We start from the raw sequence: 26,498 nt of genomic DNA on the forward strand, positions 1-26,498 counted from the left end.
TTTTAATGAGCGGCTGTAACGAATACTGCCATTTTGTTTCGTTTCTAACATAAGTTTACTTTTGTTGAATGACAACCTATTTCAGGACAGGACATATTGACTGTTTTTTTGTTAGACCTACCTCTGTTTTCTGTTAGAGGTATGTCTAAAATAATTTAGAGGTACGTGTAAATTCATTTAGAGGTAGGTGTAAAACAATTTAGAGGTACGTCTAACAAAAAAGTGTTCTACATCTAACAAGAATGTGTTGTAAATGCTTCAGATAAACCGATAGCGGCGTTCTGGTTTTTGTTTGACTTCGTTTACGGTGTTATACAATAAAAGAGTATTTATACAAAATGAAAGCGTAGGAGATATCGGTTATTTTTTTTTCCTTTGTCTGCACGACAATTATTCACTTAAATCGATTACCATGGAATACTACAAAGCAGATCCTGACCGCTATGACAAAATGACCTATCGTCGTTGTGGTCGTAGTGGCATTAAGTTACCTCTTATTTCATTAGGGTTATGGCATAATTTCGGAAGTGTGGATGTGTTTGATCACTTTATCAAGATTGCGCATACAGCGTTTGATCATGGGGTAACACATTTTGATCTGGCCAATAATTACGGACCGGCGTATGGTTCGGCCGAAGAGAACTTCGGACATATTCTTAAGAGAGGATTGGGTGCATACCGTGACGAAATGATCATCTCATCTAAAGCCGGTTATGATATGTGGCCCGGCCCGTATGGCGAATGGGGCAGTCGCAAATACCTGATGGCCAGTTTGGATCAAAGCCTTAAACGCATGGGACTGGATTATGTCGATATTTTCTATTCCCACCGTCCTGATCCCGAGACTCCGTTGGAAGAGACGATGGGAGCATTAGCCGATATGGTACGGCAAGGAAAAGCGTTGTATGTCGGTATTTCCAATTACAATGCGGAGCAGACCCGTGAAGCCATTTCTATTCTTCGCGAACATAAGGTGCCTTGTTTGATTCATCAGGCACGTTATTCCATGTTCGATCGGTGGAGTGAACCCGATCTCTTGCCTTTATTGGAAAAAGAAGGAGTCGGTTTGATCGCTTTCTCTCCATTGGAACAAGGATTATTGACCGATAAATACCTGCATGGGATACCGGAAAATTCTCGTGCAGCTAAATCAACAGGTCATTTGCAACGTTCACAAGTAACGCCTGAGGCCATCGAGAAAGTACGTTTACTTAATACTATCGCTAAAGAACGCAATCAGACGTTGGCGGAGATGGCAATCAGCTGGTTGTTGAAAGATGAGCGTGTCACCAGTGTTATTGTTGGTGCCAGTTCTGTAGCGCAGTTAATGGATAATCTGAATGCCTTGAAGAATACCCAGTTCGCTGCCGCTGAACTAGAAGCGATAGAGAAAGTCCTTCAATCAAAGCTGACCTAAGAGTGAAAACTGCCGGTTTTTGTGTACGTTTGTGTAAAATTCGCGTACATGATACCGTTCTTATATCAGATAGCAGACCTCTTTTACCGGACATACGGAGCAGACATTAGTCGTTTGGCTTTTGTTTTTCCCAATAGGCGGGCAGGGCTTTTTTTCAAGAAGTATTTGACGGAGATAGCGGATCGTCCGTTGTTTTCACCGACTATAATTACGATCAGCGATCTGTTTGTCGAACTAAGTGATAAACAGGTTGCTGATCGTATCAGTATGTTGGTGACACTTTATGAGATCTATATCCGCAAAAGTCATTCAGCCGAATCGTTTGATGAGTTTCTCTATTGGGGAGAGATGTTGCTCAACGACTTTGATGATGTCGACAAGTATATGGCCGATGCCCGTATGTTATTTACGAATGTGACCGACCTGAAAACGATAGATACCGACTTTACTTTCCTTACAGAAAAACAAATTGCAGCCATCCGTTCGTTCTGGTCCTCTTTTAACCCCATGGCCATCTCCGTCAACCAGCAAGAATTTCTTGCGGTCTGGCAGATTCTCTATGAACTCTATCAGGAGTTGAAACAGGCACTTGCTGTACAGGGTAAAGGGTATGAAGGCATGATTTTCCGTGAAGTAGTCGAAAATATCCGGGAAACATCCGATATCCGATTACCTTACGACAAGGTTGTTTTTGTAGGGCTTAATGCCTTGTCGGTAGTTGAAGAAGGGTTGTTACTCCGACTTTCTCAGTTGGGGATGGCCGACTTTTATTGGGACTATGCTTCCAAGAAAGTGACCGATCCTGAGAATAAAGCCTCTTTCTTTGTTCAACGCAATATGACGCTCTTTCCATCGCTTTACGAACTGTCACCGGAAGAACCGGTAGAGACAGCCATTGAAGTGATTGGTATTCCTTCAGGTGTCGGACAAGCCAAGCATATATATACCCTGCTTGAGGAGTATGCCAAAGAACAGCCTCTCGAAGGTGAAACCGCTCTTCGGACAGCAGTCATCTTGCCCGATGAAAATATGTTGATGCCAGTGCTTAATGCTATTCCTCCGGAGATCGACCATATTAATGTCACTATGGGATATCCGCTCAGCCATACGCCGGTAGCTTTATTAATGAATGATATTCTGACATTGCAGAAAAATATCCGGTATGTCGATCGGATTCCGCAGTTTTATTACCGTGATGTATTGCCTATCCTTAACCACCGTTATATGAAGGCAATCGCTCCGGAGAGTGTACAACCGCTTATCTCCGATATTACGCGTTTCAATAAAATTTATATCTCGCAGGAGGAGTTATCAACGACTCCCTTGTTGGCACTGATTTTTACTCCGGTTATTGAGGCCAATGAATTGTCAGACTACCTGGTTAGTCTACTTACCGGTATCAATGGACAATTGAACCGTCTGAAAAACGAAAGCGTTCCACAAAACGATACGGAGCAGGAACAATCGGTTACTCCACAGGTTCGTGATTTTGATCTCGATCAGGAGTTTATTTTCCATTATTTCACGACTGTCAACCGGCTTAAGGAGGTGATCCGAGAGCATCGTGTTGAGATGCGTCCGGAAACTTATTTTCGGCTCTTGCGCCGGATGACCGACCTGATTACGATCCCTTTTGAAGGGGAACCGCTTTCCGGTTTACAGGTCATGGGGGTCTTGGAAACACGCGCGCTCGATTTCGATCGTATCATCATTCTTTCGATGAATGAGGGGATATTTCCGCTACGTAAAGCAGCCAGTTCGTTTATTCCTTATAACCTTCGTCGTGGTTTCGGTTTGCCGACTTATGAACATCAGGATAGTGTCTGGGCCTACCATTTCTATCGACTCATTCACCGGGCGTCTCACGTTAGTCTGATCTACGATACGCGAACAACAGGTTTGCAGACCGGTGAGGTCAGTCGTTATGTACATCAACTTCATTATCATTATAAAGAGCCTGTTCGTAACAAATTATTGATATACAACGTCTCGTCTACCAAAACTCCGGCGATAGAAATAATAAAAAACGACGAGATTCTTCGGCGTCTTGACGATCTTCGCGAAGGGGGAACCTATGCGCTGTCGGCCAGTGCCATCAATACCTATCTCGATTGTCCGTTAAAATTCTATTTTTCTGTGATAGAAGGGGTCAAAGAAGAGGAGGAGGTCAGTGAAACGATCGAAAGCAGTGTTTTCGGAAGTATTCTGCATAAAGTACTGGAAGAACTTTACAAACCGCTGAAAGGTCAGCTGATCACAGCCGATATACTTGAACTTATTCGTAAAGATCAACATCTGATCACTGAAAAAATCACAATGGCATTTGCACGGGAGTTTTTCAAAACCGAACGTCTGCGTCCGCTTACCGGACAGAATTATCTTATCGGAGAAATGATTCGCAAATATGTCGTTAAGGTATTTAGTCGGGATGGTAAATTGACCCCTTTCCGTTATCTGGAATCAGAAAAAAGGATCACAACTCTTTTTACGCTTACCGATGGATCGGTGATACCGCTCAAAGGTTTTATCGACCGTATCGATGAGGTTGACGGAACGATTCGGATCGTCGACTATAAGAGTGGTCTGGGGGATCTGGTCTTTGATGATATCCCGGCACTGTTTGACCAGTCGGCAAAAGATCGTGCGAAAGCTGTTATGCAGGTCTTTATGTATGCCTGGATGTATGTTCAGGAAACACCTTCCGATCGGCCGATCCGGCCGGCCATTTATTATATGCGCCGTTTGTTTGCCGATCCGTTTGAAACGACAGTGCAACAGCGTGTTGAACGCAAGAAACTGCCTATAGATGATTTTCGGGAATACATGGATGAATTTGAAACCGGTTTACGTACCTGTTTAGATGAAATATTCAGTCGGGAAACTTCTTTTATACAAACACCTACCGGTAAAGCCTGTACGTATTGTGATTTTAAAGGTATTTGCGGAAAATAACGGTTAGAACAGCAGACCAAACGAAAAACTCATCACATTGGTGCGTTTATTAATGGTGACATAGTTGACAGGCATGGGGATTGTTGCCGATTTATCCCGAAAATCCGACTCAGAGCGATTCAATCCAAATTCGTAGGAGAAATCGAAGAACATACGCCATATATTTACCCCAACACCGGTTGCAATACTAACACCCCATGGAGATCCTTCGTTCACCAGTTCATGCGTGGAATTGTCGACATTGATCGTATAGGTTACGTCGTAGTTATATTTTATCCTTGGTCCGACCGTAAAGCTAAGTCCGTAGGGTGCTTCTTGTACAATATGATAACCAATATAGATTGGCATCTCAAGCGAGCGCGTTCTTATCTCAATCTGATTCTCTGTTTGAATATTGGATGGCGCAAAAGCAGTCGTTTCTGTTAATGGTGGAATAGAAAATAGTATTTCACTTTCCGAATGTAGCCAGGAGACACTGGGTTGAAGAAAAAAACGGTCGATATTGACCCGCGCAAAGACAGAGGCTTGGTATCCCACCTTGTATTTAAGATGAATATCTTCGAGTTCGATATCATCTACCGTGATCGAGTTTATTACAGGCAGGTTGGCACTTAACCCTACAGTTGCCCCCCAGTTAAAGGGCTTCACCTTTGATTTGTCCGGTTCCTGTGCTACACCAATAAAACCGACCAACAAAATAAGTGTGATCAACCCGGCTTTTTTCATCCTTTATTTTTTCTTTTGGACCGACCAGCCAAATTTTCCGATCAAATCGCCTATCCCATAATATTTGCCGTGCATATACGCCAGCAAGTTAGCCGCTTTCATATCAAAAGCATCGGTCGAGGGATCAAGGAATTTATCGTCTACCTGCACGTTGACCACATCGGCAATAAACATATCGTGACTACCCAATGCCAAAACCTCTTTTACCCGACATTCGATGCATAGGGGAGACTCTTCAATGGTCGGAGCGCTCACGACGGAGCTCTTGCCAGGTGTCAGTTTCATCTCTTCAAACTTATTATAGTCTTTGCCCGATCTCACCCCGCACCAGTCGGTCGCATAGGCCAAATCTTCTGTGGTCAGATTGATCACAAACTCCATATTTTTCTTTAAAATAGGGTAGGAGTGACGCTCCGGGCGAATGGAGATATAACACATCGGCGGATTCGTGCAAATAGTTCCAACCCAGGAAGCCGTGATTATATTATATTCCGAAGGTTCGTTACCGCAACTAATCATTACGGCGGGAAGCGGATAAACCATTGTTCCCGGTTTCCAGTCTTGTTTCATGGTCTATTCTTATCTAAGCACAATATCTTCTTTATTGATTTTCCGTTCACAATAACGGCACCGGATCGTGCCGGCTTCTTTATCGATCACGTCAAAGTATGATGGCATCGGCTCGTTATTCGTGATGCATTTCGGGTTATTGCAGCGAACAACCCCAATCACCCGATCCGGCAAAGTGATCGGTCTTTTTACGACCACCTCGAAATCACGAATTTCATTGAGTATCACATTGGGCGCAACCAATGCAATACGGTTGATCTCATCTTCCTTGAAAAACTTATTGGAAATTTTGATCATCCCTTTACATTCCATCTTATTGCTATGCAAATTATTCCCAATGGTGATTGTATTATCCATTTCCTCAAGGCCGAGTAGTGATGCAACCTTGAATAACTGTTTAGGAGGGATATGATCGATAGCAGTACCGTTTTCCAATGCGGCAACCTGCAATTCTCTTTTCTTTTGGGCTGACATAATCGACTAATTTTTAAATCTGAATACCTAATACTTCACAAATAATCGCTTCGCGTGTAAACAATCCGTTACGGGCTTGTTGAATATAGTAAGCTTTCGGGTTGTCATCGACATCATAAGCGATCTCATTCACCCGGGGCAGTGGATGGAGTATACGGAGATTCTCGCGGCTCTCTTTGAGCATCTCATTACGCAGGATATAGACATTCTTAACCCGTTCGTACTCCTCCAGATCGGTGAAACGTTCGCGTTGAACGCGGGTCATATACAGAATATCCGTCTGGTTGATGATCTCTTCCGTGAAATCAGTATGTTCGCTGTATTTGATATTCAGTTGATCACAAAAATTCTTTTGCTCCTCAGGCATACGCAACTCGTCGGGTGCAACGAAATGGAAAGTCGGATTAAAATGCGACATTCCTACAATCAGCGAATGGACTGTTCGACCGTATTTCAGATCGCCCACCATCGTAATTGTCAGGTTATCCAACGTGTTCTGTGTTTTTCGAATCGAATAGAGGTCGAGAAGTGTCTGCGACGGATGTTGGTTAGCACCGTCTCCGGCATTAACAATAGGGACATCGGTGATTTCCGAAGCATAGCGAGCCGCCCCTTCCAGATGATGACGCATAATGATCAGATCGGCATAGTTGCTCACCATCAGAATGGTGTCTTTCAGCGTCTCACCTTTCGATGAACTGGTTGTCGACGCATCCTGAAAGCCGATCACCTTTCCGCCCAATCGGTTGATGGCCGTTTCAAAGCTGAGACGGGTACGCGTAGACGGTTCAAAGAATAAGGTAGCAGCTATTTTTCCTTCCAGAAGGTTGCGGTTAGGGTTCTCTTCAAATTTCCGGGCATTGTCAAGAATACGAAGAATGTCCGCTTTCGAACATTGATCGATCGATACTAAACTTTTACTTTCCATGGGATCTTTTTGACTTATTGATGCAAATTTACGTAAAAATCATGTAACTGAAATCACATTTCTTCTATGATATTAAACTCATCTTATTTTTAAGAGTGATTTACTTTATTTATTCAAGTGTTTCGGGGATTTTCCTGTTTTGTGTAATACCTTTTTTGGTCGGATGTAGGTCTGTTTTTTGTTAGAGGTACCTCTAAATTGTTTTACACCTACCTCTAAATCGATTTACACGTACCTCTAAATTGTTTTAGACGTACCTCTAACAGAAAACGGAAGTAGGTATAACAAAAAAACAGTCAGATAATATCAGAAAAAGGCACGATGTATCTGAAAAATCACAAGGTGATTTCTAAAATTTATCAAGAGAGTTTAGCGAATAGATGAGCTTTTCGAGTGAATAAAAGCCAGGTTTTTACAGGCTTTTCGGTCAATTTTGCCTGTTGCGGTCAAGGGGATATTTGCAACGGGAATGATCATTTTGGGCTGTTGATGCGTAGGAATCTGCCTACAGATTTGTGCATACAACATATCCATGGATGGACTGTTTGTTTTTTCATTCTCGACCAACAGAACGATGGCTTCACCTAACCGGGGATCCGAAACAGAAGTAATTGCGTAAGGAGTATCAATAACAAGATGTAAAGCTGCTTCCAACTCTTCCGCCTGCACCTTAATACCTCCCGTATTGATTACATTATCTTTGCGGCCGAGTATACGGAAACGCCCATCGGGTAAAAGTTCGGCAATATCGTTGGTTTCAAGAGGTTGATCGATATACGGAAGATCTATCACTAATGCATGATCTGTAGAAAGAGTCAGTTTGATACCCGGAAAAGGGGTGTAATATTCCGATCTATCCTCTCCGTTGATGCGGCGAAGGGCAATATGCGATAAAGTCTCCGTCATGCCATAAGTGGCATATATCTTGTTCGGAAAATCGCGAAGTCGATTTTTTAGTTCATCATTGATAAAACCTCCACCGATAATCAGGATGTCGATGGCTTTCAGCCGTTCGACTTCATCCGGTTGTTGCAAGGTATTATAAACCTGCATCGGTACCATTGCTGCAAAACGAACGGGCGTGTCTACATCAGCAAGCGGATGACCGGAGGGTTGGCGGACAATAAGCCGTAGATTTCTTTCTAACGCACGAACCACCATCATTTTCCCGGCAATATATTGCAACGGCATACAGAGTAATGCGGTATCACCCGGCTGTAGACCTAAAAAATCATTGGTCTGCCGGGCACTTTGACGCATCTGTTCTTTTCGGACGGTGATCTGTTTGGGCTGCCCGGTCGAACCGGAGGTCTGAAGGGTGAGGGTAGGAGTGTCGTTCGACCATTCCGCTATAAAATGATTCAACTCACGGCGGAAAGCGGCGTGACGGTCAATAGCAAATAATTGCCGGTCGCTGTCCGTATTCAATATTGGTTGCAGGGGGGCAAACCAAAGGCTATCGCGACGTACTTCAAGAGGTAGGCTGATGTTATTCACAAAAAGCGCTCCTGTTCCGAGTCCTTGTGGCAGTGGATTTTCATGGGTAGCACACCATTGGGCGATAGCATTTAACCCGATATTCGATTCAAGCGCCGATGTGATCCACCATCCGGCTCTGACCTGTTCAGCTTCACGTATCCACTCTTCCGAACCGCAGAATCCACCGTGGAGAGATGGTTTTAAGATAATATATTGAGGCTGGATGGTAGCGAGTAGACGTTGTTTTTCTGTCTGGTTATGGATACCGATCAACTCCTCGTCCAGAGCAATCGGGATGGGTGATGTTGCAGCAAGCCGCGCCATCTCTTCCCATTGTCCGGCACGGATAGGCTGTTCGATGGAATGGATATTCAACTCTGCAAGACGGTTGAGTTTATCTATCGCTTCGTTGGGTGAGAAAGCACCATTAGCATCGACACGCAGTTCGAGTTCATTCGCTCCGAAATGTCGACGGATATAATATAATAGTTCCAGTTCTTCCTCAAAACGAATCGTGCCGATTTTCAATTTGATACAGCGGAAACCAGCCACAAGTTTGTCTTCGATTTGCGACAACATCTTTGACGAATCGCCCATCCAGATCAAGCCATTGATTGGAATACCATGACTGCCCTGTGAAAAAGGGGTATCCCAAAGTGCAAAAGATTGTGTCTGGAAATGACGAAAGGCTGTTTCAAGTCCAAATAAGATAGACGGATAAACACGTAATGCTTCGGTATCGATCACTCCGTTTGCTACTGTTTGACGACAAAAATCACTCAGTATCGCTTCATAATCGGGAAGATCATCACAACTCAGGTCGGGCAGGGGGGCACATTCACCTATGCCGATGTGAGTCGGATCATCCTTTGCGGTGAATTTCACATACCACACCTTGCGTTCGGTGTATGTACCACGTGATGTTCCGGCAGGTTGTTTGAACCGGAGTATATGCGGAATAATTTCTACCGTAAACGGTTTCATTCGTCAGGGAAACTTAGGGTATTTCCGGAAATCAGGCTTGCGTTTTTCCAAAAAAGCATTTTTCCCTTCCTGAGCTTCTTCCGTCATATAGTAGAGCATGGTTGCGTCACCTGCTAATTCCTGAATACCCGCCTGCCCGTCGAGTTCCGCATTCAAACCAGCCTTGATCATACGCAGGGCGAGAGGGCTCAGGAGCATCATCTCTTCAGCCCATTGCACATACTCATCTTCCAGTTGCTCAAGCGATACGACTTTGTTGACCAACCCCATATCCAACGCCTCCTGCGCATTATACTGACGGCAAAGGAACCAGATCTCGCGCGCTTTCTTCTGACCGACAACCCGCGCCAGATAAGACGAACCGAAACCAGCATCGAAACTACCGACACGTGGACCGGTCTGGCCGAAAATGGCGTTCTCCGAAGCAATTGACAGGTCGCATACCACATGAAGTACATGGCCGCCACCGATTGCATAGCCGTTTACTGCGGCAATAACCGGTTTCGGGATTGAGCGAATCTGCTTCTGAACATCCAGTACACTTAAACGGGGAGTACCGTCTTTATCGATATATCCACCGAAACCTTTGACATTCTGATCGCCACCCGAACAAAATGCTTTATCACCCGCACCGGTGATAACAACTACGCATATCTCCGGATTTTCACGGCAAATACGCAAAGCATCACTCATTTCCCCGGTGGTAGTGGGGGTAAACGCATTGCGAAAACGTTCACGGTTGATCGTAATCCGGGCTATTCCGTTGTAAAAATCAAATAGAATATCTTCGTATGTCTTGATCGTTGACCACTCTCTTTGTGTTGCCATAATATTTATTTTGAATGAAGTTGTTCTTTCAGTTGATGATAATAAGATTTATACAAACGAATATCTTCTGCACGGTCTGTAAAGACTTCGAGCAATAACGGCTGTGGTGCTTCTTCCGGTTGGGTAAACTCAGCCATTGCCGCCGACAAGGTCTCGTCGTCTTTGGCTTGCAAGTAGCGAAATCCGCGTTCAAGCGCCCACCCCTGAGCAGAAGTTTGGTGTGTCGCCGTCACATAACGGTGTGTTTTTTCAGTCATTTCAAATCCCGGAATAGCTTGGAAGATCTCCCCGCCACCATTGTTGAGCAAAAGGATACGCAGGTTGGAACGTACATGTGGATTCCAAAGCGCGTTCATATCGTAGAAGAAACTAAGATCGCCTATAACGACATAATTGATCTTATCCGAAGCTGAAGCATAGCCGACAGCCGTTGAAAGTGAACCATCGATACCGGCAGTTCCACGATTGGAACAGACTTCTACGGTTTCAGGAAAGGTAAATAACTGCGCATACCGGATCGGAGAGCTGTTTCCCAGGTGAAGCGTACAGTTTTCCGGTAAGGCGTGAAGTAACTTGCCGATAGCCGATATCTCGGAATAGGGTAGTTCAGGCTCGAAGATCATCTTCGAACTGTTTTCCCAGGCCTGTTGGTAGCTGTTCGGTTTATTTTCAAGTAAAAATGCGATCTTCTCCAGAAACTCAAAAGGATCCATTTCGATAATAGTCGTCATTGCACCATACAGATCGGCTACTTCGCCGTCTGCAGAGACATGCCAATGCTCCTTGGGCGGGTTTTCGCGCAAGTATTTTTTCAGTCGCTTAGAAACGACATGTCCGCCATAGGTAATAACAAGTTCCGGATGCAATTTTTTGAGTTGTTCCTCGGGTAAAGCGTAAAGTATGGCATCGAAGTTTTTAACCGCCATACCCGGAATAACCCGATTGCTGAGATGTTCGGTTAACCAGGCAAAGTGTTTATAGAGTTGTTTGCCTATTTTCTTTTCGAACAGGTAAATAAGCGTCATCTGTCCGACTACGATCATGCGGCGCGAATAACTGTTCAGGCGTTTGATCAGATCATCGTAATTGCGATCGTAGACATTCAGCCCCTGATACCGGGTAATCACACGAACTTCGGGTAAAGTAGGCACCGACAGATCAAATAATGGTTCCGACAAAGGGATATTGATATGTACCGGTCCTTTACCCCGGTGATTCAGTTCCAGTAAAGCTTCATTAATCAGACGGTTGCAATACCATTCATCTTCTTCTATGTGAATTTTGGGCAGATTAACCGACTTTTTAATCATTTCTTTGAATACTCCATTTTGGGGTAATGTTTGTCCATCCATCTGACCGATCCAGGCCGCCGGACGATCGGCAGAAATAACAATCAAAGGTACTTGTTGGTAAAAAGCTTCAGCCACCGCAGGGAATATGTTGAGCAAAGCCGTCCCTGAAGTACAACAAACCGCTGCCGGACGACCTCCATGCAAAGCCAGTCCAACAGCAAAGAAACCTGCACTACGTTCATCCGTCACAGAATGACAGGTAAAAAACGGTTCATTAAGGAAACTCTGGATAAGAGGGGAATTCCTGCTTCCCGGGCAGAGTACAATATTTTTTATATCATGTGCTTTGAATAAAGCAACAAGCTGGAGAATATTTTTATTACTTGAAAACATAAATACTGCGTGTTTAAATTATCCATTAATAAAGATCCATAAGACGTTTGATTGTTTGCAGTTTGTCTTCCGTTTCCTGCCATTCCTCTTCAAGGATAGACGAATCGAGTAATCCGCCACCTGCATAAAGTTGGATAATATCCTGTTGGATCGACATACAACGGAGGTTCACATACAGATCAGTCTGTCCGTCGGGATCGAGCCAGCCGATAAACCCCGAGTAATAGCGGCGGTCATATCCTTCATGATCAAGGATAAAACGGTAAGCCTGCTCTTTAGGCAGACCGCAAATCGCCGGAGTCGGATGGAGCAGACTAAGCAGATTGCCAAGAGACCGGTTATCGGGAAGTGAAAAGTAGAAGTCACTTTTCAGATGAGCCAGTTCACCGGCACGCACACTGTAGGGGCCTTCTTCTTTGGCTCGAATACCAGCCGTCGCCAATTGTTTTTGAATGTATCGGGCAACAAGACGTTGTTCATAGTTGTTTTTATCGTCCCACTGACCAGGAAGTTCGCCATCCTGTAAAGGTTGTGTTCCGGCCAGAGCAACGGTATGCCATTGCTGTTTGTTGCCTGAAAGAAGTATCTCAGGTGTAGAGCCTATCCATATCCCTGTCTGAGGCGTATAGCAAAAATAAACATACGAACGAATGTATCGTTTACACGCTCTTAAGAACAGCGCAAAAGGGGAGAAATTCCTGTTGTATTCCACCTTTTCTTGCCGTGAGAGCACCAGTTTGTCCAATTCCTTGGATAACAGAGGCTGGAGAAATATTTCAAACCGTTTTTTATAGTCATCCGAAGGAACAGTGTTATTTATCGACTGCTTTCTTTCTATTTCAGAGATCTCGGAGAGCTCATTTCTCCATTCATGATTCTCGGCCGGAATAAGAATTAGAGGAGTTGAAGACGATATCTTAAACGGAGCAATCACAAATCCTTTCTGTTCATTCAGTGCTTCAATCGAAGAAAAGAGACGGACAGCTTCGTTCGACGGTCCGACAATTCGGATCTGTTCTTCTCCGGGGATGCGATACAGTGCGAAGCTCTTCTCTCGACTGATCCATTCCCGGATATGCTCTATTTGCACATCCTCCTTCATTATCTCTTTTTAATCACACTATTGACTACTCGCACAGCAGACACCAGTTTATCGGTCGAGGTGTAAATATGAACGTCCCACACATGAGAAGAACGGCCTTTGTGGATAATTGTCGCAACGGCACGCACGGTGTCACCCTCTTGTGCCGACGACATATGATTACCGCTTACTTGCATACCAACCACAATTTCATCCGGTTTGCAGATGATCATCGATCCCAGTCCCGCTACGGTTTCCGCCAGAGCCAGTGTGGCGCCTCCGTGCAGAATACCAAACGGTTGACGTGTCCGTACATCTACCGGCATGGTGGCCTCGACACGATCTTCGGATGCAAACGTATATTGGATACCCAGATTGCCCATAAGCGCATGTTTGGCACGTGCGTTAAGTTCATCCAACGGTATTTGTGTCGCGCGTATTTCCGAAAGGATCGCTTTCTCTATCGCAGCGGCTACCCCATCTTCTTCGTTGGAAAGTGTGATGTCGTCGGCACAGCTTTTGACGGCATCGGACGCATTTCCCATCGCAATACCAAGTCCGGCTAACTGAATCATAGGGATATCACAGGCTCCTTCGCCAATAGCGATAACCTCTTCGCGTTTTAAATTGAGTTTGTCAAGCAAGAGGGCAAGACTATCGCCTTTATTGATAGATGTAGGAACTACTTCAAGAAAGAATTCCTCTGAACGGAAGGTATCCAGGACTCCATTTAGTCTTTTTTTCCAATGATTTTCCAGTCCGATAAGGTTTTCTGTATCGTCGCTGACCAACATGCATTTATGGGAACAGAAATCGATAGCTGCAGGAAAGTCTTCTACCGCTACAATGCGCATCTCGTTGATCTTGGCTTCCGACTGAATATGCGGGTTGTCGGGGCGATCTGTGATAATCGTATCATTGTAGTAGGTGAATATGGCAAAATCATTCTTTTTGGCTTTCTTATTGAGATAAGGTATCATCTCAGGATCGATCTGTTTTTCGTAAAGCATCTCGCCGTTTTGTACACTGAAGATTTGCCCACCGTTATACGACATGATAAAACCTCCGTAATTGTTAAGTTCCAAAGCATTTGAGATAGGGAGCAAACCGTAAGTAGGGCGACCTGAAGCCAAAACGATCCGTACACCCATCTGTTGTATCTTTTTCAGAGCAGCTAGTGTGCCCGGCATTATTTCTTTATTGTTGTTTAATAAGGTGCCGTCTACATCCAGGACTAATAGTTTATACTTCATGTTTGTTATCTTTGGTTCGGATCACAAAACTACATAAAATGTCTCAAAGGAGCGGCACAAAAGCCGATATCGGGATAAAAAATAGAACGTATCTGGTCAAAAAAAAGAGATCAACCTGATTGCTGGGTTGATCTACTCCTTTTTATCAATAGACGTTAATTTAACGCATTGTTCATACAATACAAATTATATATCACCGTCTGTTTACCATGACTTTCGTTGTGTGTGTGTCAGTACGTAATATATACACACCTCCGTGGAATATCTTATTTAATGTAGTTTGTTCACCTACAATAACAGGTAGTTCGGCCTGTTTTCGTCCCATAATGTCGAAAACAGAAACATAAACCTTACTTCCTTCTCTGTTCCGGATATTCAGGTAAACAGTCATTTGCCCTTCACTATTGGCATAGGCCAATAATTTATCATTATCGGCATTGATGTCAGGTATTCCGGAACTTGTCAAGCGACGGAAGAGCACGCTGAAACGATCTGTACCGGATATGCCGCTCGATTCGAAATTGTAATCGCCACTGCGAAGATCGAATTCAACCTTACGCCATTTGTCGCGCAAAATCACATCCAAGGTATCTAAATTCAGTATCTCTTTCGCATGGAAACGGAAAATTCCACTTTCGCCAGCCTGGAAGCCGATAGGTATTTCCGTGCCGTGCATAATTTCCGGAAGGCCGTTTATAACCAGTTCCCGTGTGGAAGAAGCGGGCAGGGTAAATATTTCTACCCCTCGATTGACCAACCATTTATCACTATCGTATGTGTCAAACGCTTTCTTCGCTTCTGGGTCTGCGTAAATGACTGTCTCATCAGAGTTTACATCGTTGTCGACCGTGATACGCAGTAACGGACGGGACTCTGTATCGTTTACTTCAGAGGACTTCAACATATTGCTGCCATGATCGGCATGGCGGCGATGCGCATCGGTAAACGTGAGTGTACCTCCGCTTTCCCCTTCACGTACCCGTACCCAAAAGGCCTGCATGGGAGGAATATATCCCAGAGCGTAAGAGCCGGTAGGCGTTGCATCCTTCCAACTTGGTGCTACCGCCACATTGCCCGAGGCATTGTATGCCCAGAATTCATATACACCAGCCACATAGGTACGATACCATATCGTACTGTATAGACCGCTTTGTTGTGTCGATTCCGCTGTCCAATGCCAATACGAAGGGAATGGATTACCTACCAGGTTGAACCCGGCTTTGTCATGCGTGCCGAGACGGGTAGGATTCAAAGGCCCCTGATTACCATCCGTATATGTTCCTGAAAACTTCACGGCGATGTCTGACGTTGTTGAATTGACCGTATAGCCCTGCCCAGTCAAAAAGGCACTGGGTATCATCCATGCATTCGATGTTTCGTTGTAATACTCCACCCGTGCACTACCTATTACAGCAGAGATCGAAGGTATTACACCTCCTTGTACAGGACTGCTCACATACCAGTTGCGGCCTTTTTCCAGTAGGTGTTCTACATTTTGTTGAACGGCCTGCATCTTACCTCCACTTATATTATTATCCATGAAAGAAGCATTTTCTTTCAGTGTAAAAACATTGGCTTTTAATTCAATGCCATTTTCAAGCGTATATGCTTTGGATGGATGTACGGTGATGCTATCCATCTCTACATCTATATCTTGCAAGCAGTTGGCTTCGATTTGTACAACGGCATTGGCATAGGGAAGAATATGATCATCCGTTTGCGTTTCCCACCGGTGTGGCTCGCTCCAGGAACCGTTTTCAATGAATTTTACCGGGTAATAGGTGAACATCAGCGGGAATGTGCGGGTGTCGATGCCATTGAATATGACTATATCGCCATGTAATGAAGAATCGGACTTGCCGGTCACGCATTTCAGATGAATATTATTAAGTTCGTTGTGAACAACTTCTGCTTCCACTCCGCACAGCCAGACAGAGACATCACTGGGATCTCCGGTCGGGAAAAAGCCTGTTCCTCTGATCACAATCGTTGTTCCGCCGGTAACAGGGGCGTAAGCCGGGGTTATTTCAGCAATATGTATCGATTCGTAGCAATAGGCTTCTGTCAACGTCGCAGTCGTACAACCGGTAGTCACAGCTACTGTCACATTCCCCGCATTATGCGCTGGGGGTGTACAGGTAATCGTTGTATTGTCAACGACCCGGATATTAGTCGCTTTTATACCGCCAAACGTAACAGAGGTCACCCACGAATTGTTACCTGCATTATACGGATCGAATCCTTTTCCGGTGATAGTCACTAATCCGATAGGATTGATGGGACTCAATGGGTCACTTGTATAAATGCCACCGGCAGTAGGTCCTGCATTGGGGGCTATTCCCATTATTTCGGTCTCAATGACAGATAGTTCCACCTGATCGAAATAATGGGTGTTAGGGATATATAAACCATATGGGGGATAGGTTACCAAAGGCGTTATTGAATCGCTAAATTCAGTAATCCGATACGTTACCTTTGTGAGCGGAGTGGCAGTGAAGGTATATGTATCGTCGGTATAGCCTGTTTGTTCATTGATATCCCCTGTATTCATATTTACGATCTTGAAAGAGTAGGGAGTTGTGCCATTATTGATTGTTACGGTAGCCGTTACCCCATCTCCCGGACAGACAAGGGGCGTATTGGTGTCGATCACTATTTGCGGCATAGGTACAAGCAGTATGCGGAAAGGGGTGGGTGCCGAGTAACAGCCCCAGTCATCGCCTCTTACAACCCAGTAGGTGATATCTGTTTCTACCTTAGGATCATAAGTGGGTTCAGAGATTGAAGTTGGTGGGTTTGGAACTCCGTCGGCTATGGCATCCAATGCATCATCTTCCGATGAATACCATTCCAAACGCTGCGTAGCATCCAACTTAAGATCCAGGAAATCCGACAGGTCTATGGGACTTCCGCTCGTCTGCACGTAACCGATTAAATCGTCAAACTCAAGTTCTATAGGGACTTCACCGTCACGAATATGGACTACCACATGGATCGGGTCGCTCTCGCAGCTATCGGGATGAATAACGGTGGCCCAATATTCTTCACGCGGATGTGCCCTGTTTTGCCAGAAATGTTCCATAACCCCACTGTCGGCTATAGGAATGGAACCACCCTGACGAACAAGCTGTGTACATGCTTCATCCGAATACCATCTTATTTGTGACAATTGTGGGATAACGCCCAAATGTTCATAGCCGATGTTCACCACAAGTGAATCCCACACGATATGGTTTGCAAAATAGACACCGTTCGGATTCCACGGAGTAGCGATATTCATGGAATCTGCTGCTGAATAAGTTTCGCCATCCGATTCATCTATAGGACAAATATCTTCGTAATTCCAGCGGATTTCCGGCGTTTTTGTTTTGGGGGTGATGGTGAATGAAACGGTTGTTTCAGAATCTTGATAGACTCCTTCGTAAAGCGTTCCGTTCCAACTGATATCCCCATAATGTGCTCTCACTTTGAACGTATAATCACCCGGAGCCAATGTTGAAATGTCTAATGTAGGCATACTGGTATAAATACCGGGAGTAATATCGTTATATATCCATTCCCAGCCATCAACCGCACGAACGGGATTAATCGTAGTCGCATTTATAATAACAGGATTGTCTTCGCAAACTTCTGTCGCAGTAGAAAGTGAGATCACAGGGGGAGCAGGTCGATTTAAATAGACTCTTACAAAGCCGGCTGCTCCGCTACCACCGTTGGCATTTGAACCGGCATATGCAGCTCTTTTTGCACCGCCGCCGCCGCCGCCGTAAATGAGACCACCTTTACCTTCACCACGACTACTTGTCCAAGTACTACCTTCGTCAGCACCTTTTCCACCAGCACCACCAACATCAGTAGCCATGCCACCGGCACCACCATTGTTGCCTGACCGGCCAGCTTCTCCGTCATTACCATTTGTCGTACTTGCAGCACCGCTACCTCCACCACCGGCACCGGTACTAGAACCAGTATTTCCTATACCTCCATTACCTCCCGAAAATCGGATATCACCAACAGTAGCCTGGCCGCCAGCTCCAGCATCTATTTTATTAACACCACCACCTGAGCCACCACCTGCTCTAACTAATTCGGTACCACCCAGTGAAACAACAGAAGCCTCACCATTTTTTCCGCTACCAGAGCCTGAACCACCACCCCCTACTGTAACAACAAGTGGATCACCGTTCGGTATTACTGCTGCATTATTTTTTTTTGCATAAGCACCACCGCCACCACCACCGGCTGCTAATCCGTCAGATGTAGCATTTCCACCGCCACCGCCACCGCCAAGCGCTTCAATCGCAATCGAATATACTCCGGTGGGGATTTGAAAGTTACCAGAACTTAACATCCAGGGAGTAGTCGTTGGAAGACTGGAAACAGGAGTTGACTGCCCCCACGCACTTATTTGTACTGCGAAGGTCATAGCAATAAAGAGGAAAAGCTTTCTATATCGAGAGGCGCTCATCAGTTTATGATAATGGTGTTATTATAAGTGGTATTAATAGATTATCTTTTAGTTCCTGCGTGCCCAACCAAGGGCGCGCAGGATAATTATTTAAAATTCAGAATGTTTTATGGCATTGTTGTAGGATCATTTGCAAAATCACCAACAGAAATAGTAAAGCCAATTTCAATAAGATTGGTAACAGAAGAAGAGAACTCTATTGTTATGGCATATTGCGTATTGGCTTCAAATAAATAATCTTTTGTAAGATTAATTTTCGCAACCTGATTTGTAAGATTAGCCACATCGTAAGTCACCTCAAGATAAAAGTCTTCGGCAGGATCGTGAGTAGAACCGTTATCCCAAGTCAATTTTTGTGGAATCACCATCATCCCTTGTTCCATCGAGGTCACAAGAACCGGAACATTATTCGGGGATGCACCTGTACCTATACCGGCCGGTACGGCTATACCAGTATTGGCAAGCGCATAAGGGAATACAGTTTTAGTACCTGAAGTGATCCATTCCCATGTCCATGGAGTGCCAGGGGTACCGGTAAGTGTTCCTTCCGGATACAGATTTTTGAGAGTAAGCCCCTTGATTACAACAGTCTCTTTCATACTACTTTTGGCCTTTACGAAAATACGCGAAAGAGCGTGTGTAAAAGCAAAATTAACAGCAGTAGCAGAAGGAGAGGAAACCGGGGTGGCTGCTATCAACAGGTCTTCCTGTGTAGTCTTGCCTTCTGAATTATCAGGAGCAACTACCTCATAGTCAAAAGTGACACCAGTAGTCATTAACGTTGTTGTTACCGGATTTGTAACTTTTGCGCTCACAGGCGAATAAGCCACAAATTCGGCTGATGCAGCACCTACGGAATAGAACCTTTTAGGGCTATAGGTAAAACCACCATCCACTTGGCGCGCAACGGTTACACCCTCAAAAATATTTGTGGAGGTAGACTTATTATCCGTTCCATAAACAACAAAAGCATCTACCTTATCAGCAGTTGTTGCTGTTGTCTTAGTCGTTTCCGGAACGCCTCCTTGTACCCGGAAGGCAATTTCTTCTCCTCCTCCGGTAGTACCACTGTATGCGACCGGTGGTTCTTCATCCGTACATCCTGTCCACAGTCCGACCATTGCCAGCAGGGACAAACCTAAAATCATTTTCTGCTTCATAATATTAAAATAAAATTGATGAATAATACATATAATAACTTTCTCTTTTGTTTCTCTTAAGGCACATTCAACGTTGCCTGTATCTCGTATTGTTTTCCGATTTCAAAAGCAAAACCGCTGGCAAAGGGCAGCAGTTTTGATGCCGAGGAGTGATACTGCTCGCCGTCTGTCTGCGATACAGTATAGATATCGTATGCCACATATAACGCTGTATTGGATTGAACGACTTGCGGCATAACGAAAACGCCGTCGTCGCTGTTCAATAGCGTCGTATAATCATTTTTAACCGTCACGGCAGACGACAACAGGTTGAAATGATAATCTGCCGGTGTCTTTTGTCCGCTCCAGAGTATCACATCGCCAGAAGAGCCGTATCTGAACTGTTCGTTCTTCCCTACGGGAATACCGGTGCTGATGGGATCTGACGTATTGTCGGCCTTGAGTTCCAACTTGCCTTGGGTATATAGGTTACGCAGTTCAACGCGCACCACCTTGATGCGGTAGCGATTGTCATTCTGTTCACTCTTCGCCTTCACGAATACCCGGCTGAATGCATGACGAAAGGTGAAATGCACCGGATCGGTTGTTTGCCACGGGAGTTCGCTGTTTTGCACAGCGACCAATAAATCTTCCTGATTGTCGTCTACAACCAGGGGTGCTGTAGGTTCCCCGGTTCCATAGGGCGGTTCCTCGTTGGTTTTATAAGGCATCTTGTATTCAATAACCGGTGGAGATGTACCGTCGCCGTTGTTGTTCAATCCGGTGATAAAGTTTCGTATACCCGCCGGTGCATACGCGTAGAAGTCCACTTCTCCTGCCTGTGGCCAGTATTTTTTGGGTTCATACGTCCAGATCAAGCCGCTTTCCGGTTTATAGACATACTGTTCGTTAAAGATATACGACCAATTGCCCGCATTAGTATGTATCCCGTTCACGACAAAGTCGGGAATGGTAGCATAAGTATTGACGGCTGCACGTAAGTCAGCGGTCGATGAATGGGTGCGCGGACTTCCTCCTGCCATCGGTACTTCTACCAACCCCCCCCAATCGTTTACCGTCATGGTAAATCCATCTTCTGCCGGCTTGCCGATATCTCCGTTGCCTTTGCCCATAGAGAGGCGATGGTCGTTGTAGAGTACGATATCATATCCGCCATTCTTTTGCCGCCAGGCCAGCTGTTCTTCCCATGTGCCGTTTTACACCCATTGCCCCTTTGATTTGCTCGGCAACAGTCTCTTCCCATTGTCCGTTCCAAAATCCCCATGCGCCGAAATCGGAATCGCTACTCTGGTTGGTTGTTTGCACGGTCAGACGGAAGCGGTTATTATTCGTGTCGAGTGGTCCGAAAGTAACAAACTTCCCGGTCACCCAGTCGCGCGTCCAGCCGATAAGCGTGTCGGCACTTTGCCAATTCGGATTTTTAGCCGCGAAGAATGCTTTTTCTTCATCCGTCCAACGTTTGCTGGATTGAGCATCCGGAATGACTTCTACGGTGGGGAATAAGATGGTGGAAGGGGTAGACGCCAACTGTTTGTTTGCGGGGAAATACGATCCCGACATACCGGATATGGCTCCGCTACTGTTGATCATATATTCAGCGCCTGTTACATCGTAGACCATAAATGTAAATTCCCTCAGTACATTTTCAGGATAAAAATGTACGGTAACAGTATCACCGGGAGGTACATTCGTGAGATCGATATCTTGCGAACGGCTATCTATATAAAACATTTGGGGATTAGCTTCCGCCACCGTTGTCTCACCACCCGGAAGTTGAGGCACCAGGGTGTTGTATGTATTTGTCTTAAGGATATTATACACCTCAAAACCTTCGCGTGTACCGTCGCTCCGAAAAGAGAGGTTCGCATTTCCATAGAAATCCATACACATCACATCACACAGGCTGGCACGAAGCCGTTCCAGTCCGCCATAAACACCCAAGTCGGAAGAGATAAGAGGTGCAGATTCTGAATACCAGTGTACAGTCATATTATTCGGCATGATCAACATTTTACTCGGAATATTGTCCCAGTGAATAACAACACTCACAGGAATTTCGCCTACTGACGAGCAATTTTTGAGATCATCCTCTATGCAAGAGCTAAAACCCAGCAAGAGGAAGAGGATTCCGAGACAATATGTCGTAAATCGTTTCAAACGGTCAATTTTTGTTTTTATCAATAAAAGTATGAGTGATACGTTCAAACGTGTCGATCCTAAATTTTACTTGTTTGAGATTTTGCCCTTGATATTCGCAATTCACACACACCATATATATAATCATAACGCGATTTATATTTTCCGCTCAAATACCAGACAGCAATGTTTAATTCTAAGTTTAACCAGCGCTTATAGGAAACCATAAACAAAAAATAACACCAGTCAACTATTCTCTCTTAATAACATGAAATGCCACTAAATTGTTCAATGACATGATACATTGAATATCAAAGGATGAAGATATATAATTATTTGAATCACCCCTTGTTTTTTTAACATTATTTAAATTATTAAAAACATGCATTGTGAAATTGTCGTTTATCCAAAAGGGTAAATAACGTGGATTTGATATACAGATTTATCTTCAGATGGGGTTATGCATATGAATTCCTGCGGAATTTTGCCTGAGTCTTATCTTCAAGTATTCTTCCTGTCAAGTACGTTTTTTTAATCGGCCGAATCGTTTTCCAAAAAGATCGGATCTGTTTCCGAAAAAAACGTAATCAAAAATTCATTTGATAATTATCGAATGATCGTTTGACAATTGTGGAATGATCGTTTGACAGTTATCGAATGATCGTCCGACAATTGTCAAACGAATTTATCTCTCAAATTTTTTCGGACAACTCTTCGGTCGATTTTTCAGACGGTTACGAATCTTTCAGGATAGGGATTCGATCTCCTGCAGCCACAGGGTGGCCATGGCGTCACTCGGCATACGCCAGTCGCCTCGTGGAGAGAGACTGACGGAGCCTACTTTGGGACCGTCGGGCAGACAGCTGCGCTTGAATTGCTGCTGGAAGAAACGACGGAAGAAGGTGTGGAGCCATTTCCTGATTGTTTCCTGATCATAGCGACCATCGAAGGCGTGTTGTGCCAGGTAATAGATCTTGGTAGGCCGTGCACCAAACCGCATGAAATGATAGATGAAGAAGTCGTGGAGTTCGTAAGGGCCTACGAGGTCTTCTGTTTTTTGTTTGATATTGCCATGTTCATCGGCTGGGATCAGTTCGGGACTGATCGGAGTGTCGGCGATATCAAGAAGGGTACGTCGGGAAGTTTCGTCTACTTTATAGTGTGCCACCCATTCAACGAGCGACCTGACGAGTGTTTTCGGGATGCTTGTATTAACACCGTACATCGACATATGGTCGCCATTGTAAGTCGCCCAGCCAAGTGCCAGTTCGGAGAGGTCGCCGGTACCGATGACCATGCCGTTTTCCTGGTTGGCTACGTCCATCAGTATTTGTGTACGTTCTCTGGCTTGTGCATTTTCGTAAGTGACATCATGCATCGTACTGTCGTGACCGATGTCGTTGAAATGCTGGGTCGCCGCTTCTTTGATAGAAATCTCCCGGAAAGTGACGCCAAGGGAGTTGATCAGGTCGACAGCATTCTTATAGGTGCGTCCGGTAGTTCCGAATCCCGGCATCGTAATGCCGATGATCTGTTTACGGGGAATTTTCAACAAATCGAATGCCATAACGGTGACGAGCAATGCGAGTGTGGAGTCCAATCCTCCCGAAATACCGATAATAGCTGTTTGCACATGGGTATGTACCAGGCGTTTGGATAGGCCGGCGACTTGTATTTGCAGAATCTCTTCACACCGGGCAGACAGATCGTTGCCCGAAGGAGTAAAAGGATGCGGATCGATGTGGCGAGTCAAAGCAAACGGTTTGGAGGCTGTCTCGACCCAATCGAATGCAACGGTGATCTGTTTTTCCGGAACAGCATCAGAGGCTCCTTTGGTAAAACAGACGTTGACGAGGCGATCGTGTTGCAGGTAGTCGACATCAATTTCACTGATGATCAGCTGACCGTTGGTCGTGAAGCGTTCGGCTTCGGCAAGTATCGTTCCGTTTTCAGCAATAAGCGAACCACCGGCAAAGACAAGGTCGGTAGTCGATTCACCGAAGCCACAGGCGGCATAGATGTATCCGGCGATACAACGGGCCGATTGCTGGCTGACTAATTGTTTGCGGTACGGATGTTTACCGATCAGTTCGTTACTGGCCGAAGGATTGACGATGATATTGGCTCCCATCATGGCTAAATGCGAACTGGGAGGGATCGGCATCCAGAGGTCTTCACATATCTCAACGCCTACGCACACTTTTCCGGATTGAAACAACAGGGATCGATCCATCGGATAATCTTTGTCGCCGATACGGATCTGTTTGGCAATGAGATCGAGTCCGGAAGTAAACCAGCGTTGTTCCTGAAACTCTTTGTAATTGGGGAGGTAGGTTTTAGGTACGACTCCCAGTATACGGCCTTTCTGAAAAGCGACAGTGGCATTGACCAGTTGATTGCCAGAAACGAGCGGTACACCGACAAATGTGAGTAGATCGAGGTCTTTGGTTTGTCGGACGAGTTGCAGAAGCGCTCTTTCTGCTTCCTGCTGCAATGTTTGTTGGGCAAACAGATCGAGGCAGGTATATGCTGTAACACCCAATTCGGGAAAAGCAATCAACTGGACACCTGCTTCGGCTGCCCGGCGCATCATTTCTTCTATCTGTTGAATATTATAAAAACAATCGGCCACCCGAACAAGCGGTGTTGCGGCTGCTACTTTAACAAATCCGTTATGCATAATCGTCAGTTTGATCTCCAAAGATAGGTATTATTTGACGTAGGACGGAATGTACGGCTCAAAAGTTGAACAGGTTTCTGTCTAGAACTGGAAATAAATAAAAGGTTGTACGCTGGCACTCTTCATTTGTATGACGATAAAGATGGCAGCTGTCAGGATCAGAATCTGAAACAATAAAGGGGAGTCGGTGACCAGTTTTTGCATGGCTTCTCCACCGCTTTTCGGCATGAAATGGAGGAAGTACCCCAGAACCATCAACGAAAAGACCCCTTCGTAGCCTATAATGAACTGTGGCAAGATCTCCGAATGGAAGTTGGTAAAGATTTGGTGGAGCATTTCTTTAGCAATTTTGATCGAATCGGCCCGGAAGAATATCCAACCGAAACAGACCAGGTGGAATGTGCAGAGAATGCCTAAAAACCGCCTGAAAGGACGCATCTGATGCCCCAACGGTTTGAAACCTGGGAATAGGGTCATGATGAATTTATGTATAGCCAGCGTGATGCCGTGTAATGCTCCCCACAGAACAAAACTGAGGGAAGCACCATGCCATAACCCGCCTAATAGCATGGTAATCATCAGGTTGATGTAAGTGCGTAGTTTTCCTTTCCTGTTTCCTCCTAATGAAATATAGAGGTAATCTTTTAGCCAGGACGATAAAGAGATATGCCAGCGACGCCAGAATTCGGTTATCGTGGCAGATTGATAAGGCGAATCAAAATTAATATGGAACCGGAAACCTAACAGAAGAGCGATGCCGATTGCCATATCCGAATACCCCGAAAAGTCGCAATAAATCTGTAAAGCATAACCGTATATGGCCAACAGGTTTTCCAGGCCGGAGTAGAGCAGGGGAGTGTCAAAGACACGATCGACAAAGTTCAGACTGATATAGTCGGATATAACGACTTTTTTGAATAATCCGCAGAGTACCAGGTAGACTCCCTCTCCGAAATTGGCTCGGGTGAGGAATGGGCGGTTGTACATTTGCGGAATGAAATCGCGTGCACGGACAATCGGACCGGCTACCAACGGCGGGAAGAAGGAGACATAGAACAGATAATCGATCCAGCGGTTCAACGGTTGAACCTTTCTTCGGTAGATATCGATGATATAGCTGAGACTCTGAAATGTAAAAAAGGAGATCCCTACCGGAAGGAAAATGTCGACAGGCTGATATTCGAGTTGTTGCAATGTTTGTATATTGAACCAGTTTCCGATTGTATGTCCGAGTGAGGTGAAAATATCGAATACAAAATTGAAATACTTGAAGTAAGCCAGCATCCCCAAGTTGATGCAGAGACTCAGTACCACCCACAACTTTCTTTTGAATATAGGAGTCGTGCGTTTGATGGCTTTGGCTATTAAATAGTCGGAAGTAGCAGTGAGAATCAGTAAAAGAAAGAGTATCCCACTACTTTTATAATAAAAATAGAGGGAGAAGAGAGTGACGTAGATAATCCGCGCTAACGTATGTTTACTTAACGACATATAGATCATCAGAAAACCAATAAACAGGAAGAAGAATAACCCACTGTTGAACAACATCGGTGCTTGCGGATTATAGACAAACAGATCTGTCAGTTTCTCGGTGGAGAACTGCCAGTTTTCAGGAGCCAAAAATTGCTTCAGCCACTTTGAGGTGATCTCTATTGCTTCTTCCAATGTTAAATAGCC

Annotated in this window: 17 protein-coding genes and 1 pseudogene; 2 read left to right on the top strand and 16 right to left on the bottom strand. The window is 44.9% G+C overall.

Annotated features, from left to right (window positions below; translation table 11 throughout):
* The first annotated feature begins 412 nt into the window (after window positions 1–412).
* Together mgrA and M2135_RS12825 are read left to right on the top strand one after the other, a co-directional pair.
* Window positions 413–1,417 (top strand): L-glyceraldehyde 3-phosphate reductase, encoded by a 1,005-nt coding sequence (gene mgrA / locus M2135_RS12820; RefSeq protein WP_280748915.1) that lies wholly within the window; start codon window positions 413–415, stop codon window positions 1,415–1,417.
* A 48-nt stretch (window positions 1,418–1,465) separates the two neighbouring features.
* Window positions 1,466–4,369, top strand: a complete 2,904-nt coding sequence (locus M2135_RS12825; RefSeq protein ID WP_280748916.1) for a PD-(D/E)XK nuclease family protein — start codon at window positions 1,466–1,468, stop codon at window positions 4,367–4,369.
* A gap of 3 nt (window positions 4,370–4,372) precedes the next feature.
* On the opposite strand, the gene M2135_RS12830 is transcribed toward M2135_RS12825, so the two are convergent.
* From M2135_RS12830 to M2135_RS12905, 16 genes and pseudogenes are all read right to left on the bottom strand, one after another.
* Window positions 4,373–5,095 carry a porin family protein gene (locus M2135_RS12830; protein WP_280748917.1) on the bottom strand — a complete coding sequence of 241 codons (723 nt, stop codon included), beginning with the start codon at window positions 5,093–5,095 and terminating at the stop codon, window positions 4,373–4,375.
* Window positions 5,096–5,098: 3 nt separating this feature from the next.
* Window positions 5,099–5,665: a flavin reductase family protein gene (locus tag M2135_RS12835; RefSeq protein WP_280748918.1), complete on the bottom strand. Its 567-nt coding sequence runs from the start codon at window positions 5,663–5,665 to the stop codon at window positions 5,099–5,101.
* 9 nt (window positions 5,666–5,674) lie between these two features.
* Window positions 5,675–6,139 carry an aspartate carbamoyltransferase regulatory subunit gene (gene pyrI / locus M2135_RS12840; protein ID WP_280748919.1) on the bottom strand — a complete coding sequence of 155 codons (465 nt, stop codon included), beginning with the start codon at window positions 6,137–6,139 and terminating at the stop codon, window positions 5,675–5,677.
* 13 nt (window positions 6,140–6,152) lie between these two features.
* Complete coding sequence (pyrB, locus tag M2135_RS12845; protein ID WP_280748920.1) at window positions 6,153–7,067, bottom strand: aspartate carbamoyltransferase; 915 nt, start codon at window positions 7,065–7,067, stop codon at window positions 6,153–6,155.
* A gap of 369 nt (window positions 7,068–7,436) precedes the next feature.
* Entirely contained in the window at window positions 7,437–8,495 is a 1,059-nt protein-coding gene (locus M2135_RS12850; protein ID WP_280748950.1) for an AMP-binding protein, read from the bottom strand.
* An 18-nt stretch (window positions 8,496–8,513) separates the two neighbouring features.
* A pseudogene (locus M2135_RS12855) lies at window positions 8,514–9,530 on the bottom strand (o-succinylbenzoate synthase); the annotation flags it as partial.
* Window positions 9,531–9,533: 3 nt separating this feature from the next.
* The gene (menB, locus tag M2135_RS12860) at window positions 9,534–10,358 is read right to left on the bottom strand and encodes a 1,4-dihydroxy-2-naphthoyl-CoA synthase (protein ID WP_280748921.1); all 825 of its coding nucleotides are present in this window, start codon (window positions 10,356–10,358) and stop codon (window positions 9,534–9,536) included.
* A 5-nt stretch (window positions 10,359–10,363) separates the two neighbouring features.
* Window positions 10,364–12,043 (bottom strand): 2-succinyl-5-enolpyruvyl-6-hydroxy-3-cyclohexene-1-carboxylic-acid synthase, encoded by a 1,680-nt coding sequence (menD, locus tag M2135_RS12865; RefSeq protein WP_280748922.1) that lies wholly within the window; start codon window positions 12,041–12,043, stop codon window positions 10,364–10,366.
* A 25-nt stretch (window positions 12,044–12,068) separates the two neighbouring features.
* Window positions 12,069–13,145, bottom strand: coding sequence for an isochorismate synthase (locus M2135_RS12870; RefSeq protein WP_280748923.1), 1,077 nt, complete (start codon window positions 13,143–13,145; stop codon window positions 12,069–12,071).
* A complete protein-coding gene (locus M2135_RS12875) occupies window positions 13,145–14,377 on the bottom strand; it encodes a Cof-type HAD-IIB family hydrolase (protein WP_280748924.1) in 1,233 nt (410 codons plus the stop codon). The genes M2135_RS12870 and M2135_RS12875 overlap by 1 nt, the downstream gene beginning before the upstream one ends.
* 193 nt (window positions 14,378–14,570) lie before the next feature.
* Entirely contained in the window at window positions 14,571–18,803 is a 4,233-nt protein-coding gene (locus M2135_RS12880) for an IPT/TIG domain-containing protein (RefSeq protein ID WP_280748925.1), read from the bottom strand.
* Window positions 18,804–18,952: 149 nt separating this feature from the next.
* Window positions 18,953–20,005, bottom strand: a complete 1,053-nt coding sequence (locus M2135_RS12885) for a fimbrillin family protein (RefSeq protein ID WP_280748926.1) — start codon at window positions 20,003–20,005, stop codon at window positions 18,953–18,955.
* Window positions 20,006–20,061: 56 nt separating this feature from the next.
* A complete protein-coding gene (locus M2135_RS12890) occupies window positions 20,062–21,117 on the bottom strand; it encodes a fimbrillin family protein (RefSeq protein WP_280748927.1) in 1,056 nt (351 codons plus the stop codon).
* 31 nt (window positions 21,118–21,148) lie between these two features.
* Window positions 21,149–22,054: a DUF5119 domain-containing protein gene (locus M2135_RS12895; protein WP_280748928.1), complete on the bottom strand. Its 906-nt coding sequence runs from the start codon at window positions 22,052–22,054 to the stop codon at window positions 21,149–21,151.
* A gap of 832 nt (window positions 22,055–22,886) precedes the next feature.
* On the bottom strand, window positions 22,887–24,821 hold the full coding sequence (locus tag M2135_RS12900) for an NAD(+) synthase (protein WP_280748951.1): 1,935 nt from the start codon (window positions 24,819–24,821) through the stop codon (window positions 22,887–22,889).
* An 81-nt stretch (window positions 24,822–24,902) separates the two neighbouring features.
* The gene (locus M2135_RS12905; protein WP_280748952.1) at window positions 24,903–26,369 is read right to left on the bottom strand and encodes an MBOAT family O-acyltransferase; all 1,467 of its coding nucleotides are present in this window, start codon (window positions 26,367–26,369) and stop codon (window positions 24,903–24,905) included.
* Between the last annotated feature and the right edge of the window lie 129 nt (window positions 26,370–26,498).

It is taken from the genome of Parabacteroides sp. PF5-9 (assembly GCF_029893105.1).
Taxonomy (GTDB): domain Bacteria; phylum Bacteroidota; class Bacteroidia; order Bacteroidales; family Tannerellaceae; genus JARXWG01.